Here is a 16,739-nt window from a genome sequence, read left to right on the forward strand (position 1 = left end):
CGCACCGGGGAAAATCCGGCGGTCGGGCGGGCGCGGCTGGGCGATACTCGGACGGGTGTTCATGTCGATCTCTACCACCGGAGCCGCTGGAGCGACCGGTCCCGCCGGTCCCGCCGGACGCCCGGCCACCGATCTGGCGCGCCTGCTGCACCGGCGGCCGGACGCGGTGCACCGGGTCGCGACCGCGTTCGGTGAGGCGCACCTCTTCTTCCCCGAGGCCGACGCGGAGCGCTGCACCGCCGTGCTGCTGGTGGAACCCGGCCCGGAGACACCGGCCCGCGGCCGCCGGGGCAAGGAGCGCCCGCCCGCCGTGCCCGATGCGCGTGTCGGAGACCGCCCCTACGCGGCCTCCTCGCTGTTCGCGGCGGTCCTGCGGACGGTGTTCCGGCAGCCGCTCGAGCAGTCGTCCGATGCGTCCGCGCGATCCGAGCCCTCCGAGCCCTCCGAGCCCTCCGAGCCCTCCGAGGCGTCCGAGTTCTCCGGGGACGAGGGGCTGCCGCTGGAGATCGAGCTGCCGGTCGTCCGCGCCGACCGGGAGCCGGGGCCCGCCCCGGGCGGTGCCGACGGTGTCGCGCTGGCGCGACGGCTGTTCGAGCCGCTGGGCTGGCGGGTCGAGGCGGCGGAACTGCCACTGGACGACGCTCCGGCGGTCCCCGGCGGTTCGCCGTACCTGCGGCTCCGGCTGGCAGCGCCGGCGGTCCGGCCGGCCGAGGCGTTGCGGCAGCTGGCGGCGCTGCTGCCGGTGCTGGACGGCGCCGCGCACCACTGGGTGCCGCCGGAGCGGGCGGATGTCGACGGGCTGCTCGCCGCTCATCCCGAGCGGGCCGTGATCGCCCGTCGCCTGGCCCGGCACGGCCACGCCGTGACCCGGGACGGCGACGGCCGGGACGACGGGGCGGCCGTGCGGGCCGCGCTGGCCGCGGTCGGGGCGAGCCGGGTGGTGCACCTCGGGTGCGGGCAGGGAGATCTGCTCGCGGGGCTGCTCGCGGACGGCGGTTTCACCGAACTGCTCGGCGTGGACGTCTCGCCGGCGGCCCTGGCTGCGGCCGCCCACCGGCTGGGGCTGGCGCGTACGGAGGACCCCGCGCCGGAGTGGGAGCTGCGGAGCGGAGCGGGCCGCGCCCGGGTCCGGCTGGTGCAGGGCGCGCCGGTTTACGGGGACGCCCGTCGGACGGGGTTCGACGCGACGGTGTTCGAAGCCCCGGCCGAAGCGCTGTCCGGGCCCGCGTCGGGGCCCGAGCCCGAGCCCGATCCCGGGCCCGGGTCCACGTCCGCGCCCGCCGTCCTGCCCCTGCCCGGGGCGACGGACCGGGCGACGGACCGGGTGACGCCCGCCGCGCACCCGGCGTACCTGGAGCACGCCGTGTTCGGTGCCGCCCGTCCCCCGGCCGTGGTGGCGACCGCGCCGCCCGGTGCCGACGGCGCGGCCTTCGCCGCCTGGGCGCGGCGGACGGCCGCCGGGTACGGCTACACCGTCACCCTCCCGGTGGTCCCCCGACCGCCCCTGCTCGCCCTGTTCGAACGCGGTATCCCGGCCCCCGGAGGAGGTGGGCCCCGATGACCCGGCCCGACGACGCACCCAGCACACCCACGCCCGCACCCGCACCCGACCCCCACCCCGTCCTCCCCCTGACCGAGGGCTCCCTCGTCCTCCTGGTCGGCACCAGTGCCGCGGGCAAGTCGACCTTCGCCCGTCGCCACTTCCGCCCGACCGAGGTGGTCTCCTCCGACACCTGCCGCGCCCTGGTGGGCGACGACGAGAACGACCAGTCGGTCACCGCGGACGCCTTCGAGCTGCTGCACTTCCTGGTCGGCAAGCGCCTGGCGGCCGGCCGGCTGACCGTCGTGGACGCCACCAATGTGCAGGCGGGCGCCCGCAAGCAGCTGCTCGCCGTCGCCCGGGAGCACGACGCGCGGGCGGAGGCGATCGTGCTCGACGTCCCGCTGGGCGTGTGCGCCGAGCGCAACCGCACCCGTCCGGACCGGGAGCTGCCGGCCTTCGTGATCCCGCGCCAGCACCGGGAGCTGCGCGCCTCCCTCCCGGGTCTGGCCAAGGAGGGCTTCCGCCGGGTGCACGTGCTGCGGGGGGCGGCCGAGGTGGCGGCCGCCGAGGTGGTGCTGGAGCGTCGGCGCGTCGATCTGCGCCACCTGACCGGCCCGTTCGACCTGGTCGGCGATGTGCACGGGTGCCGGTCCGAACTGGAGACGCTGCTGGGCCGGCTCGGCTACCGGCTGGTGCGGGACGCGGCGGGCCGTCCGGTGGACGCGGTGCCGCCGGTCGGCCGGACGGCGGTGTTCGTCGGCGACCTGGTCGACCGGGGCCCGGACACCCCGGGCGTGCTGCGCCTGGTGATGGGCATGGTGGCGGCGGGTCACGCGCTCTGCGTGTCCGGCAACCACGAGCTGAAGGTGGCCCGCGCGCTGGACGGCGACCGGGTGACCCTCTCCTACGGGCTGCGGGAGTCGATGGAGCAGCTGGGGGCGGAACCGGCGGAGTTCCGGGCCGAGGTGCGGGAGTTCGTGCGGGGCCTGGCCGACCACTACCTGCTGGACGGCGGCGCGCTGGTGGTGTGCCACGCGGGGTTGCCGGAGCGGTACCACGGCCGTTCCTCGGGCCGGGTGCGGTCGCACGCGCTGTACGGCGGCACGACGGGGGAGACCGACGACTACGGTCTCCCGGTGCGTCAGGCCTGGGCCGAGGAGTACCGGGGGCGGCCGCTGGTGGTGTACGGGCACACGCCGCTGCCGGTGGCGAGTTTTCTGCACAACACGGTGTGCCTGGACACCGGTTGTGTGTTCGGCGGCGCGCTGACGGCGTTGCGGTACCCGGAGCGCGAGCTGGTGCGGGTGGAGGCGGAGCGCCGGTGGTACGAGCCGGTCCGGCCGCTGCTGAGCGGTGCGCCGGGCGGTCGGGAGGGGCGTCCGCTGGACGTGGCGGACGTGGCGGGGCGGCAGACGGTGGAAACGGCGCTGCACGGGACGGTGGCGGTACGGCCGGAGAACGCGGCGGCGGCGCTGGAGACGCTGGGGCGGTCCGCGGTCGATCCCCGGCTGCTCGTGTACCTGCCTCCGTCGGTGCCGCCGGTGGCGGCCGGGGACCGGCCGGGTTTCGCGGAGCATCCGGACGAGGCGTTCGCCGGGTACCGGGCGGACGGGGTCGGGCGGGTGCTGTGCGCGGAGCTGATGCCGGGGCCGCGCGCGGTGGTGCTGGTGGCGCGGGACGACGCGGCGCTGGCGCGGCGGTTCGGCCCGGCGGGGCCGGGGGCGGTCTGGTCGCGGACCGGGCGGGCGCTGTTGGGCCCGGTGGAGGAGGCTGAGCTGCTGGCCCGGCTCCGGGCGGCGGCGGAACGGGCCGGGCTCTTCGAGGAGTTGGGGAGCGGCTGGCTGCTGTTGGAGGCCGCCCTGACGGGGCTGCCGGCATCTGCCGCCGATGCCGGCCCGGCCTCCGCGGTGTCCTCGGCGGAGGACCGGCGGACGCGGAACGCGGAGGTCGTGGCGTCGGCGGGGGCGTTTCTGCCGCCGGTGCTGGCCGCGCTGGAGCGGGCCGCCGCCCGGGGGCTGGACGTCGCCGGGCTGCTCGACCGGCAGCGTGGCCGGGTGGCGGACCTGCGGGACTTCGCCGCGGTGCCCCGGCCGGCCGCGGCGCCGGGGCGGCCGCTGCTCGCTCCGTTCCGGCTGCTGGCCGCCGAGGGGGCGAATCTCGCGACCGGTCCCGAGCACGAGCAGCTGGCCCGGATCGGCCGCCTGGTCGACGCCGACCGGACGGCCCCCGCCGATCCGGCCGTCGACCGCACCACCGCCGTCGACCGCACCACCGTCACCGACCGCACCGCGCCCGCCGACCGCACCACCGCCACCGGCGGCACCGCCCCGGCTCCCGCCCTCCACCGGGCGGCGCACCGCTGGGTGGACACCGGGGACGAGGCGTCCACGGCCGCCGCCGTCGCCTGGTGGGAGGAGCTGACGGCGGCGGGCGGCGCGGGCATCGTGGTCCGTCCGCCGGTGCCGCCGACGCGGACGGCGTCGGGGGAGGGCCGTCCGCGCGGGCTGGTGCAGCCGGCGGTGCGGGTCCGGGGCCGCGAGTGGCTGAGGCTGATCCAGGGCCCTGGCCACCCGGACCGCTCCGGCCACCCGGACCGCCCGGTCAGGTCCTCCGCCGGCGCGCTCGGCCTGCGGCGCTCGCTGGCGCTGCGCGAGTACGCCCTGGGTGTGGAGGCCCTGGACCGGCTGGCCGCCGGGGAGCCGCTGTGGCGGGTGCACCAGGCGGTGTTCGCGGTCCTCGCCCTGGAGTCGGAGCCGGTGGACCCGCGAGCGCGACCGTGAGGAGGCGTCCGGCGGGCGGCTGCGGGGAGAAGCACCAAGTGCATACAAATTCTGAGCATCGTATAGACTTGTCGCTTCCCACTCGCCCGCCCGTCACCGTCACCGTCATCACAGGAGCCCGGCATGGCGTACAACCTCCGGAACAGACACTTCCTCAAGGAGCTCGACTTCAGCCCCCAGGAGTTCCGCTTCCTGGTGGACCTCGCAGCCACCCTCAAGGCGGCGAAGTACGCGGGCACCGAGCAGCCCCGGCTGCGCGGCAAGAACATCGCGCTGATCTTCGAGAAGACCTCCACCCGGACCCGCTGCGCCTTCGAGGTGGCCGCGCACGACCAGGGCGCCACCACCACCTACCTGGACCCGGCCGGTTCGCAGATCGGGCACAAGGAGTCGATCAAGGACACCGCCCGGGTGCTCGGCCGGATGTTCGACGGCATCGAGTACCGGGGGCACGGGCAGGAGGTGGTCGAGGAGCTGGCCGCGAATGCGGGGGTACCGGTCTGGAACGGCCTCACCGACGAGTGGCACCCGACCCAGATGCTGGCCGACGTGCTCACGGTCACCGAGCACACCGCCAAGCCGCTCACCGAGGTGACGCTCGCCTACCTCGGCGACGCCCGTTCGAACATGGGCAACTCGCTGCTGGTGACCGGCGCGCTGCTCGGCATGGACATCCGGATCGTCGCGCCGCGCGCGCTGTGGCCGGACGAGGAGGTGCGCAAGGCCGCGGAGTCGCTGGCCGGGGACACCGGGGCCCGGATCACCCTCACCGAGGACGTCGCGGAGGGCGTCGCCGGCGCCGACTTCCTCTACACGGACGTATGGGTCTCCATGGGCGAGCCCAAGGAGGTCTGGGCCGAGCGGATCGCGCTGCTCCGGCCGTACCAGGTGTCGATGGAGACGGTGCGGGCGACCGGCAATCCGCAGGTGAAGTTCCTGCACTGCCTGCCGGCCTTCCACGACCTCGGCACGGTGCTCGGCCGGCAGCTGTTCGAGGAGACCGGCATGGCCGAGCTGGAGTGCACCGACGAACTGTTCGAGTCGGCGCACTCCGTGGTCTTCGACCAGGCCGAGAACCGGTTGCACACCATCAAGGCCGTGCTCGTCGCGACCCTCGGCAGCTGACGCATCCCCTCCGGACGGCCGAGGGCCGCTCCCGGACTGCCGAGGGCGGGCCCCGGCTACGGCCCCGGCTGCAGCCCCCGGTCCCGGCGCCCCGGCTACAGCGCCTCGCCGTCCAGGCCCTCGAGGTTCACGCAGGCGGCCCGCTCGGCGGCGGTGTGGGCGCCGGCCGGAGTGCCCGCGTGCAGGACCAGGGAGCGGGCCTCGCCCGCCCGGGGCCGCCAGGCCACCGAGGTGGCGGCGGTGCCGTCGCCCCGCTCGTCGGTGTGCAGGGCGAGCCGCAGCTCGTTGCGGTCGTTGGCGTAGGCGGGGTCGGTGGACGGACTGACCGGGTCCACCACGTCCTGGTAGTGCGGGCCGGACGCGGCCGGGTCGGCCCCGCAGCGGCCGGTGTGCAGGTGCACCGGGAACTCGTGGTCGGCGGCGACCCCGGACACGCTCATGGTGAGGATCGTGCGGCCGGGCACCGAGCGGTCGACGATCACCCGCACGTGCGAGCCGAACGGCACCAGGTCCGGCGCGTGGCTGATCGCGGTCGGCGGGAGGAAGGCGGTGGCCGGGTCGAAGTCGGCCTCGGTGACCGCGACCGGCGAGGCGGCGGGGGCCAGAAGGGCGAGCGGGAGCAGGGCGGCGGCGAGCGGAGCGGACATCGGCGGACCTCTTCGGGTGGGGGCGCGCACACCCTGGTCGGGGTGCGGCGGACCTGACATCCCGTTCAACGGCCCGGCGGGCACCCCGGACACGCCCGCCCGCCCCACCTGCCCCGCGCGAACAGCCGACCGCGCCCGCCTCGCGCGAACGGCCTGCCCGCGCTAGTCGCCGGACCGGCCGATCCCCCGGATCGCGCACCGGGGCCCGCTGGCCCGCATCAGCCGCAGGTCGGCCGTGACCAGTGGTGCGCCGAACAGCTCCGCCACCGCCACGTACGCGGCGTCGTCGGGGGTGAGGTTGTCCTTGAGCTCCCAGATCCGCCCGAGCAGCGGCTCGACCGGGACCTTGCGGATCGCCAGTCGGGGCAGTTCGGCGGCGAGTTCGCCGACCCGTTCGGCGTCGAGTTCGCGGGCCAGGTAGAGGCCGCGCAGGGACTGCATCACCTCGACGACGACGTGCTCGGGCGCGACCCACTCCCCGTCCGCGGCCAGTTCGGCGCGGGCGGCGGTGCCGCGCTCTCCCTCGTCGGCCAGCGCGAGCACCAGCGCGGACGCGTCCACCACGATCATCTGTCGGCCCCCGGCCCGTTCGGCGTGTCGGTCACCGGCCACGCTACCGGGGCGTTCGGGACGGGTCGCGGCCCGGGCGCCGTGGCAGGCCCGGTGGTACTCGCACCGCCACCCGCACCACCGCGCACACCACCGCCGCACCGCCGGACGCGCCGCCACCCGCACCACCGCGCACGGCGCGGGTCCACGCCTCCCGTGCCCGTGGTACCCGGGGGCGCGTGGCGTGCGTCCGGGCGGAGGGGGCAGGCTGGACGTGGTGCCGACGTGGCGGACGCGGCGCCATGCACTATGGTTTATCTCGACATCGAGATAACTCCGCCTTAAGATATATCTCGACATCAAGATACTTGCCGAGAGGCGCTCACCGGCGGTGCGGGCAAGGTAAGCCTAAGTAAGGCTGACCTTACCACCGTGGCGGCCGGATACCGCACGAAGCACCTAGAAGGAGTCAGTCGTGTCCGCGAACAGCTTCGACGCCCGCAGCTCGCTGCAGGTGGGCGACGAGTCGTACGAGATCTTCAAGCTCTCCGCCGTCGAGGGGTCCGAGCGGCTGCCCTACAGCCTCAAGGTGCTGCTGGAGAACCTGCTCCGCACCGAGGACGGCGCCAACATCACCGCCGGCCACATCCGGGCCCTCGGCAACTGGGACGCCGACGCCCAGCCGAGCCAGGAGATCCAGTTCACGCCGGCCCGCGTGATCATGCAGGACTTCACCGGCGTGCCGTGCGTGGTCGACCTCGCCACCATGCGTGAGGCCGTCAAGGAGCTGGGCGGCGACCCGGCCAAGATCAACCCGCTGGCCCCGGCCGAGCTGGTCATCGACCACTCCGTCATCGCGGACAAGTTCGGCACCCCGGACGCCTTCGTCCAGAACGTCGAGATCGAGTACGGCCGCAACAAGGAGCGCTACCAGTTCCTGCGCTGGGGCCAGACCGCCTTCGACGAGTTCAAGGTCGTCCCGCCGGGCACCGGCATCGTCCACCAGGTGAACATCGAGCACCTGGCCCGCACCGTCATGGTCCGCGGCGGCCAGGCCTACCCGGACACCTGCGTCGGCACCGACTCGCACACCACCATGGTCAACGGCCTGGGCGTGCTGGGCTGGGGCGTCGGCGGCATCGAGGCCGAGGCCGCGATGCTCGGCCAGCCGGTCTCCATGCTGATCCCGCGCGTCGTCGGCTTCAAGCTGACCGGCGAGCTGCCGGCCGGCACCACCGCCACCGACCTGGTGCTCACCATCACCGAGATGCTGCGCAAGCACGGTGTGGTCGGCAAGTTCGTCGAGTTCTACGGCGACGGCATCGGCTCGATCCCGCTGGCCAACCGCGCCACCATCGGCAACATGTCGCCGGAGTTCGGTTCGACCTGCGCGATCTTCCCGATCGACGCCGAGACCATCAACTACCTGAAGCTCACCGGCCGCGACGCGCAGCAGCTCGCCCTGGTCGAGGCGTACGCCAAGGAGCAGGGCCTCTGGCACGACCCGTCGGTCGAGCCGGTCTACTCCGAGTACCTCGAGCTGGACGTCTCCACCGTCGTCCCGTCGATCTCCGGCCCGAAGCGCCCGCAGGACCGCGTGGTCCTGGCCGAGGCCGCCGCGAAGTTCGCCGAGGCGCTGCCGACCTACTCCGCCGAGGCCTCGAAGCCGACCGCCGTCACCGCCCCCGACGGCTCGACCTACGAGATCGACAACGGCGCGGTCGTGATCGCCTCGATCACCTCCTGCACCAACACCTCCAACCCCTCCGTCATGCTGGGCGCCGCCCTGCTGGCGAAGAAGGCCGTGGAGAAGGGCCTGACGGTCAAGCCCTGGGTCAAGACCACCCTGGCGCCGGGCTCCAAGGTCGTCATGGACTACTACGAGAAGGCCGGCCTGCTCCCGTACATGGAGAAGCTGGGCTTCAACCTGGTCGGCTACGGCTGCGTCACCTGCATCGGCAACTCGGGCCCGCTGCCCGAGGAGGTCTCGGCCGCCGTCAACGAGTCCGACCTCGCGGTCGTCTCGGTGCTCTCCGGCAACCGCAACTTCGAGGGCCGGATCAACCCGGACGTCAAGATGAACTACCTGGCCTCCCCGCCGCTGGTGGTCGCCTACGCCCTCGCCGGCAACATGAACATCGACATCACCCGTGACGCCCTGGGCCAGGACGCCGACGGCAACGACGTCTTCCTCGCCGACATCTGGCCGTCCGAGCAGGAGGTCGCCGACACCGTCGCCGGCTCCATCGACGAGGCCATGTTCGACAAGGGCTACCAGGACGTCTTCGCCGGCGACCACCGCTGGCAGTCGCTCCCGGTCCCGACCGGCAACACCTTCGAGTGGGACGCCGAGTCCACCTACGTCCGCAAGCCCCCGTACTTCGAGGGCATGGCCAAGACCCCGAGCCCGGTGAACGACATCGCCGGCGCCCGCGTCCTGGCCAAGCTGGGCGACTCGGTCACCACCGACCACATCTCCCCGGCCGGCAACATCAAGCCGGGCACCCCGGCGGCGCAGTACCTGACCGCCAACGGTGTCGAGAAGCGCGACTTCAACTCCTACGGCTCGCGCCGCGGGAACCACGAGGTCATGATCCGCGGCACCTTCGCCAACATCCGCCTGCGCAACCAGATCGCGCCGGGCACCGAGGGCGGCTACACCCGCGACTTCACCCAGGCCGACGCGCCGGTGTCGTTCATCTACGACGCCTCGCAGAACTACCAGGCCGCCGGCACCCCGCTGGTCGTCCTGGCCGGCAAGGAGTACGGCTCCGGCTCGTCCCGCGACTGGGCCGCCAAGGGCACCGCGCTGCTCGGCGTCAAGGCCGTCATCGCCGAGTCCTACGAGCGCATCCACCGCTCGAACCTGATCGGCATGGGCGTCCTCCCGCTGCAGTTCCCGGAGGGCGAGAACGCCGACTCCCTCGGCCTGACCGGCGAGGAGACCTTCTCCTTCACCGGCGTGACCGAGCTCAACGAGGGCCGCACCCCGAAGACCGTCCGGGTCGTCGCCGGTGACAAGGAGTTCGACGCGGTCGTCCGCATCGACACCCCCGGTGAGGCGGACTACTACCGCAACGGCGGCATCCTGCAGTACGTGCTGCGCAGCCTGATCAACGGCTGACCACCCGGCAGCACCCGCACACCCTGAGAGGGGCCGGACCGCGTTCGCGCGGCCCGGCCCCTCTTGCGTGCGCCCTTTTCGCGCGCGTCTTTTTGCATGCTGCACCGTCCGGATCCGTCCCCTTGTGCGGCCCGGGCGCAATGGACTAAACCTCTTTGTCATTCTGGTCCAGACCATTTGACGATGCCTCAGAGGACAGGTCAGGTATGCCCACACGTGCCTCCGCCATGCTCGCCGCCGCCACCGTCGCCGCACTGCTGACCACCACCACCGCCACCGCGACCGCCGCCGAGGCCCTCCACGGCCCGAAGCTGGAGGGCCAGCGGGTCGGCTACTTCACCCAGTGGGGCGCGGACAGCTCCGCGAAGCGCGTCCAGGAGACGGGGCAGGCCGGCCGACTCACCGTGATCAACTACGCCTTCGGCAACGTCTCCGCCGACGGCACCTGCTTCGAGACCGACGACGCAGGCCAGGGCGACGCCCACAACGACTACCAGCGGGCGTTCTCCGCCGCCGACTCGGTGGACGGCGTCGCCGACGCCCCCGGCCAGCGGCTCAAGGGCCATTTCAACCAACTGCGCAAGCTGAAGGCGAAGAACCCCCGGCTCAGGACGGTGATCTCGCTGGGCGGCTGGAGCTGGTCCAAGTACTTCTCGGACGCCGCCGCCACCGACGAGGCCCGCAGGAAGTTCGTCTCCTCCTGCCTCGACCTCTACCTCAGGGGCGACCTGCCACAGCTCGCCGGCTCCCCGGAGGGCGGCCCCGGCGCGGCCGCCGGGGTCTTCGACGGCATCGACCTCGACTGGGAGTACCCGGGCGGCGGCGGTGACGCGGGCAACGTGGTCCGCCCCGAGGACGGGCACAACTTCACCCTGCTGGTGGCCGAGTTCCGACGGCAGCTGGACGCCCTGGGCGGCCGCAAGGGCAAGCACTACCTGCTGACCGCCGCCGTCGCCGCCAACGAGACCGTCGCCGACCGGCTGGAGCTGCCCGAGGTCGCGAAGTCGGTCGACTGGCTCAACCTGATGACCTACGACCTGCACGGTCCGTGGGAGGGCAAGGGCCCGGCCAACCACCAGGCCAACCTCTACTCCGACCCGACCGACCCGGACGCGCGGCAGCGCAGCGCGGACAAGGCCGTCGTCCACTACGCCGAGCGCGGCCTGCCTTCGCGGCAGACCGTGCTCGGCGCGCCGTTCTACGGCCACGGCTGGACCGGTGTGCCGGCCGGGAACCGGGGCGGCCTGTACCAGAAGGCCACCGGTACGGTGCCGGACCTCTCCTACAAGGAGATCAACGCGCTGCCCGGCCGGACCTACGTGGACCGCGACCACGGCGCGTCCTGGAAGTACGACGGCACCACCTTCTACAGCTTCGACTCGGCCGCGGTGCTCACCGAGAAGGCCCGCTACGCCCGCTGGAACGACCTGGGCGGCGTGATGGTCTGGTCGCTGGACGGCGACGACGCGCGGGGCAGCGGGATCGCCGCCCTGGACAAGGGGCTGCGCGGCAAGTGATCCGGCGCCGGTGCGCCGGTACGACCGGGGCCCGCCGCGACAGCTCGCGGCGGGCCCCGGTCCCGTTTCTAGGCCCCGGTCCCGTTTCTCGGCCCCGGGCCGGTCTCTCAGCCCCGGTCGCAGGCCTGCGCCCGCAGCGCCCGGGCCAGGTCGTCCCGGCGCTCCAGCACCAGCCGGCGCAGCGCGGGCGCCGCGTCCGGGTGGCCGGTCAGCCAGACGTCGGTCTCGGCCAGCGTGGCCTCGTCGACCTGCGCCTGCGGGAAGAAGCCGCCGACGATCCGCATCGCGATCTCGATGGTCCGCTCGGCCCAGACCCGCTCCAGCAGCTTGAAGTAGGGGGCCGCGTAGAGGGTGGTCAGGTCGCGGTGGGCGGGCACCGCGAAGCCGGCGATGTTGGCCTCGACCAGCGCGTTGGGCAGTTCGTCGGAGTCGATCACGGCGGACCAGGCGGCGGCCTTGGCCTCCGGGGTCGGCCGGGCGGCCAGGCACTGGGTGTGCTGGCGGCGGCCGCTCGCGGTGTTGTCGGCGGCGAACTCCGCGGCCAGCTCCTCCTCGCCGGCCTGCCCGGCCGCGGCCAGGGTCAGCCACAGCGCCCAGCGCAGCTCCTGGTCGACCTCCAGGCCGTCGATCCGGGCGGTGCCGGCCAGCAGGCCGCGGACCAGGCTGAGGTGCTCGGAGCCGTTGGCGGTCTGGGCGAGGAACCGCGCCCAGGCCAGCTGGTGGTCGCTGCCGGGCGCGGCGGCGCGCAGTTCGCGCAGCGCGCTGTCGGCGAGCAGCCGGCCGCCCTCGCCGCGCCAGGCGGGGTCGGCGTAGAGGTCGACGGCGGTCCTGGCCTGGGCGTGCAGCGACTGCAGGACGCCGATGTTGGCCTCCTGGCCGCCGAACCGCAGGACCAGCGCGACGTAGTCGCGGGCCGGCATCAGGGCGTCCCGGGTGAGGTTCCAGACGGCGGACCAGGCGAGTGCGCGGGCCAGGTCGTCCTTGATGTCGCCGAGCCCCGCACGCAGGGTCTCCAGCGACTCCTCGTCGAAGCGGATCTTGCAGTACGTCAGGTCGTCGTCGTTGAGCAGGACGAGCGCGGGCCGGGTCCGGCCGGCGGCGCCGTCGACGACGGTGCGGGCGCCGGTGACGTCCAGCTCGAAGCGCTCGGTGCGCACCAGCGCGCCGTCGGCGTCGCGGTCGTAGAGGCCGACGGCGATCCGGTGCGGGCGCTGGACGTCGCCGTCCTGGAGCACGGCGAGTTCGGTGATCCGGCCCTCGGCGTCGACGGTGAGCTGGGGGGTGAGGGTGTTGACGCCTGCGGTCTGCAGCCAGGCGGCGGCCCAGGACTTGAGGTCGCGGCCGCTGGTCTCCTCCAGGATGTCCAGCAGGTCGGCGAGTTCGGTGTTGCCGAAGGCGTGCCGCCGGAAGTAGCGGCGGGCGCCCTCGAAGAAGGCGTCGGCGCCGGCGTACGCCACGAGCTGCTTGAGCACCGAGGCGCCCTTGGCGTAGGTGATGCCGTCGAAGTTGAGCTTGGCGTCCTCGAGGTCCCGGATGTCCGCCGTGATCGGGTGGGTGGTGGGGAACTGGTCCTGCCGGTAGGCCCAGGCCTTGCGCTGGTTGGCGAAGGTGACCCAGGCGGCCTGGTAGCGGGTGCCGGCGCCGACCAGCCCGTAGGAGCCCATGAAGTCGGCGAAGGACTCCTTCAGCCACAGGTCGTCCCACCAGCGCATGGTGACCAGGTCGCCGAACCACATGTGCGCCATCTCGTGCAGGACGACGTTGGCGCGGGCCTCGTAGGCGGCGTCGGTGACCTTCGAGCGGAAGACGAACTCCTCGCGGAAGGTGACGCAGCCGGGGTTCTCCATCGCGCCGATGTTGTACTCGGGCACAAAGGCCTGGTCGTACTTGCCGAAGGGGTACGGGTAGTCGAACTTCTCGTGGAAGAAGTCGAGTCCGAGCTTGGTGACGCCGAGGATCTCGTCGGCGTCGAAGTACGGGGCGAGCGACCTGCGGCAGAGCGCGGCGAGCGGGATGTCGAGCACGGTGCCGTCGGCGAGGGTGCGGCTGTAGTGGTCGCGCACCACGTGGTACGGGCCGGCCACGACGGCGGTGAGGTAGGTGGAGATCGGCTTCGTCGGCGCGAACTCCCAGGTGCGGGCGTCGCCGTCCTCGGCGACGGCCTCGTGCGCGGCGTTGGAGCGGACGTCCCAGGCGGCCGGCGCGGTGACGGTGAAGGTGAAGGGCGCCTTCAGGTCGGGCTGTTCGAAGGTGGCGAAGACCCGGCGGGCGTCGGCCGGCTCGTAGTGGGTGTAGAGGTAGGTCTCGCCGTCGACCGGGTCGGTGAAGCGGTGCAGGCCCTCGCCGGTGCGGCTGTAGGCGCAGTCGGCCTCGACCGTGAGCACGTTCTCGCCGGCCAGGCCGTCGAGGTGCACCCGGGCTCCGTCGTAGGCGGTGGCCGGGTCGAGGGCGCGGCCGTTCAGGGTGACGGCGCGGACCGCGGGGGCGAGCAGGTCGACGAAGGTCGAGGCGCCCGGCTCGGCGCAGCGGAAGGCGACGGTGGTGGTGGACCGGAAGGTCGCGGCCGCCGGATCGGGGGCCGAGGTCAGGTCGAGCCGGACCCGGTAGCTGTCCACGGTGAGGATGCTGGCCCGCTGCTGGGCTTCGTCGCGGCTCAGGTTCTTGCCCGGCACGGCTGTACTCCTTTGTCCGGCTCGCACGGTGGTGCGGTCTTCGCTGGTGCACTGGCGCGGCGCTCTGTGACGCTGCGGGAGCATCCTTTCACGCCCCCCGCGCCGGTACCATTGCACATCGCGTCGGGGCGGTCCGGAATCACCGGCCGGGTCCGGGTGTTGGGGGGTGACGGGGCGGTCGCGCGGGTCCGCGCGGCCCGGCCCCGCCGCTCTTTCCCGCCGCTCTTTCCCGGACGACTCCCGGACGACTCTCGAAGGACGACAGCCGTGACGACTGCCGCTGATTCCACTGCCGGTTCCACCGCCACCGGGCGCAGGACCGCCGACTTCTGGTTCGACCCGGCCTGTCCCTGGGCGTGGATGAGCTCCCGCTGGCTGATCGAGGTCCAGCAGCTCCGTCCGGTGGACGTGAACTGGCACGTCATGAGCCTGTCGGTGCTGAACGAGCACCGCGACCTGCCGGCGAACTACCGGGAGCTGCTGGACAACGCCTGGGGCGCGGTGCGGGTGTGCATCGCCGCGGCGGAGAAGCACGGCGACGAGGTGCTGGGTCGGCTGTACACCGAGCTGGGCACCCGCTTCCACAACCAGGGTCTGCCGCAGAACCGGGAGACGATCGAGGCGGCGCTGGCCGCGGCCGGTCTGCCGGTGGAGCTGGCCGACGCGGCCGGTACCGACGCCCACGACGAGGCCCTGCGGCTCTCGCACAAGGAGGGCATCACCCTGGTCGGCGAGGACGTCGGCACCCCGGTGATCGCGGTCGAGGGCGCGGACGGCGACCGGGTCGCGTTCTTCGGCCCGGTGGTGACCCCGACCCCGCGCGGCGAGGCCGCGGCCCGGCTGTGGGACGGCACGCTGCTGGTGGCCTCCACCCCGGGCTTCTACGAGCTCAAGCGGACCCGCACCGCGAGCCCGTCCTTCGAGTAGGACCCGCCCGGGCGGCCGCCGCACACGGCGGCAGCACACGGCCGCCGGACGCAGCACACGGCCGCGGCCGTCGCGCACGGCCGTCGCACACGCGGGAGGGGCCCGGAACCAGCTGGTTCCGGGCCCCTCCCGCGTGCGGCGTCCGGTCCGTCAGCCGGTGGTGGTGGCCGCGGCGGCGTCGCGGCGCTGCTTCACCAGCCCGGCGGTGACCAGCAGCGCGACCAGCACGCCGGCGGCGTACAGCTGCTCGCGGTTGCCCTCGGTGGTGGTCATCAGCGCCAGGATGCCGACGACGGCGGCCATCGCGACCCAGGTCAGGTACGGGTAGCCCCACATCCGCACGGTGAGCAGCTCGGGCGCCTCGCGCTCCAGCCGGCGGCGCATCCGCAGCTGGACGACGCAGATGAACAGCCAGACCACCAGGATGGCGACGCCGGTGGTGTTCATCAGCCAGGTGAAGACGGTGTCGGGCCAGAACTTGGAGGCCAGCACGGCGGCGAAGCCGAACAGGCAGGAGGCCAGCACGGCCCGCCGGGGGACGCCGGAGCTCACCTTGGCGAGCGAGCGCGGGCCCTGGCCCCGGCCGACCAGCGAGTACGCCATCCGGGAGGCGCCGTAGATGTTGGCGTTCATCGCGGACAGCAGCGCGATCAGCACCACCACCTGCATGATCGTCCCGGAGCCGGGCACCCCGAGGTGGCGCAGCACGGTGACGTAGGGGCCGTCGGAGACGACCGCCGGGTCCTTCCAGGAGACCAGCGTGACGACCAGCGCCATCGAGCCGATGTAGAAGATCGCGATCCGCCAGACCGCGGTGCGCACGGCGTTGGCGACGTTGCGCTTGGGGTCGTCGGACTCGGCGGCGGCGATGGTCACGGTCTCCAGGCCGCCGTAGGCGAACACGGAGGCGAGCAGGCCGACGATCAGTCCGCTGGTGCCGTTGGGCAGGAAGCCGCCCTGGCCGGTGAGGTTGGCGGTGCCGGGGGCGCCGGGGCCGAGCACCCCGGCCAGGCCGAGTCCGCCGAGCACCAGGAAGGCGACGATCGCGGCGACCTTGACGGTGGCGAACCAGAACTCGAACTCGCCGAAGTTCTTCACCGCGGTGAGGTTGCTGGCGCAGAAGAACACCATGAACAGGGCGACCCAGACCCAGGCGGAGACCCCGGGGACCCAGCCGTTGACGATCTTCCCGGCGGCGGTGGCCTCGGCGGCGACGCCGCAGCAGAGCATCACCCAGTACATCCAGCCGGCGGTGATGCCGGCCCAGGGGCCGATCTCCTTCTCGGCGTGCACGGAGAAGGAGCCGGAGGCGGGGCGGGCCGCAGACATCTCGCCGAGCATCCGCATGATCAGCATGACCAGCAGGCCGGAGAGCACGAAGGCCAGGATGATGGCGGGTCCGGCCGCCGCGATGCCCGCGCCGGAGCCGACGAAGAGGCCGGCGCCGATGACGCCGCCGAGCGCGATCATCGAGAGGTGGCGCTGCTTGAGCCCGTGGGAGAGCTGCTGGCCGCCGCCCGGGGGAGCGGGCGTGGTGGTCCCGGGCGCCGGGGGCGCGGAGGTGGGGGCCATGGGGGTGGGATCCAGACTGTTCGACATGCGGTGCGAGTTGCCCAATATCCGGGGACGAGGCCTTCGGTGCCAAGAATGTCCGGTTCGGGCCCAGAATGCGGACCCTGCAATGACTCTACTCGCCCGCCCGGTCGCACTCGGTGGCGAAAGGTGGGCACGGGCGGGCCTGGAGCGGGCGGCGGGCGGGGGCGGGACCCGACAAGGACGGGCCCCGGGGGTTTGTCCGGATCCATGGCGGTCCCCCGGGTGATCGACGCGTAGGTTCGGAGTGATCACTCACTCC

The 16,739-nt window shown here is 73.4% G+C and carries 10 protein-coding genes; 6 read left to right on the forward strand and 4 right to left on the reverse strand.

The window, feature by feature from the left end:
- Nucleotides 1–61 precede the first annotated feature (61 nt).
- From ACIPYS_RS00115 to argF, 3 genes are all read left to right on the forward strand, one after another.
- Nucleotides 62–1,561 carry a hypothetical protein gene (locus ACIPYS_RS00115; protein ID WP_400741312.1) on the forward strand — a complete coding sequence of 500 codons (1,500 nt, stop codon included), beginning with the start codon at nucleotides 62–64 and terminating at the stop codon, nucleotides 1,559–1,561.
- Nucleotides 1,558–4,323 (forward strand): polynucleotide kinase-phosphatase, encoded by a 2,766-nt coding sequence (locus ACIPYS_RS00120; protein ID WP_400741314.1) that lies wholly within the window; start codon nucleotides 1,558–1,560, stop codon nucleotides 4,321–4,323. The genes ACIPYS_RS00115 and ACIPYS_RS00120 overlap by 4 nt, the downstream gene beginning before the upstream one ends.
- A gap of 123 nt (nucleotides 4,324–4,446) precedes the next feature.
- Nucleotides 4,447–5,448: an ornithine carbamoyltransferase gene (gene argF, locus ACIPYS_RS00125; RefSeq protein WP_093862046.1), complete on the forward strand. Its 1,002-nt coding sequence runs from the start codon at nucleotides 4,447–4,449 to the stop codon at nucleotides 5,446–5,448.
- Nucleotides 5,449–5,543: 95 nt separating this feature from the next.
- Here the strand turns inward: argF and ACIPYS_RS00130 are convergent, their stop codons facing one another.
- Together ACIPYS_RS00130 and ACIPYS_RS00135 are read right to left on the reverse strand one after the other, a co-directional pair.
- The gene (locus tag ACIPYS_RS00130) at nucleotides 5,544–6,095 is read right to left on the reverse strand and encodes a superoxide dismutase family protein (protein ID WP_400741318.1); all 552 of its coding nucleotides are present in this window, start codon (nucleotides 6,093–6,095) and stop codon (nucleotides 5,544–5,546) included.
- A 162-nt stretch (nucleotides 6,096–6,257) separates the two neighbouring features.
- Nucleotides 6,258–6,665 carry a type II toxin-antitoxin system VapC family toxin gene (locus ACIPYS_RS00135; RefSeq protein ID WP_400741321.1) on the reverse strand — a complete coding sequence of 136 codons (408 nt, stop codon included), beginning with the start codon at nucleotides 6,663–6,665 and terminating at the stop codon, nucleotides 6,258–6,260.
- Between the two features lie 454 nt (nucleotides 6,666–7,119).
- On the opposite strand from ACIPYS_RS00135, the gene acnA reads away from it, so the two are divergent.
- Nucleotides 7,120–9,768 (forward strand): aconitate hydratase AcnA, encoded by a 2,649-nt coding sequence (gene acnA, locus ACIPYS_RS00140; protein WP_400741324.1) that lies wholly within the window; start codon nucleotides 7,120–7,122, stop codon nucleotides 9,766–9,768.
- Nucleotides 9,769–9,974: 206 nt separating this feature from the next.
- Entirely contained in the window at nucleotides 9,975–11,285 is a 1,311-nt protein-coding gene (locus ACIPYS_RS00145) for a glycoside hydrolase family 18 protein (RefSeq protein WP_400741327.1), read from the forward strand.
- Nucleotides 11,286–11,392: 107 nt separating this feature from the next.
- Here ACIPYS_RS00145 and pepN read toward each other — a convergent pair whose 3' ends face one another.
- Entirely contained in the window at nucleotides 11,393–13,957 is a 2,565-nt protein-coding gene (gene pepN / locus ACIPYS_RS00150; protein WP_400741330.1) for an aminopeptidase N, read from the reverse strand.
- A 267-nt stretch (nucleotides 13,958–14,224) separates the two neighbouring features.
- Here pepN and ACIPYS_RS00155 point away from each other — a divergent pair, with 267 nt between their 5' ends.
- Complete coding sequence (locus tag ACIPYS_RS00155) at nucleotides 14,225–14,884, forward strand: disulfide bond formation protein DsbA (RefSeq protein ID WP_400741333.1); 660 nt, start codon at nucleotides 14,225–14,227, stop codon at nucleotides 14,882–14,884.
- A gap of 150 nt (nucleotides 14,885–15,034) precedes the next feature.
- Here the strand turns inward: ACIPYS_RS00155 and ACIPYS_RS00160 are convergent, their stop codons facing one another.
- A complete protein-coding gene (locus ACIPYS_RS00160) occupies nucleotides 15,035–16,456 on the reverse strand; it encodes an amino acid permease (RefSeq protein ID WP_400741335.1) in 1,422 nt (473 codons plus the stop codon).
- Nucleotides 16,457–16,739: the final 283 nt, after the last annotated feature.

Source organism: Kitasatospora sp. NPDC089913, from assembly GCF_044748625.1.
In the GTDB taxonomy this organism is placed as follows: domain Bacteria; phylum Actinomycetota; class Actinomycetes; order Streptomycetales; family Streptomycetaceae; genus Kitasatospora.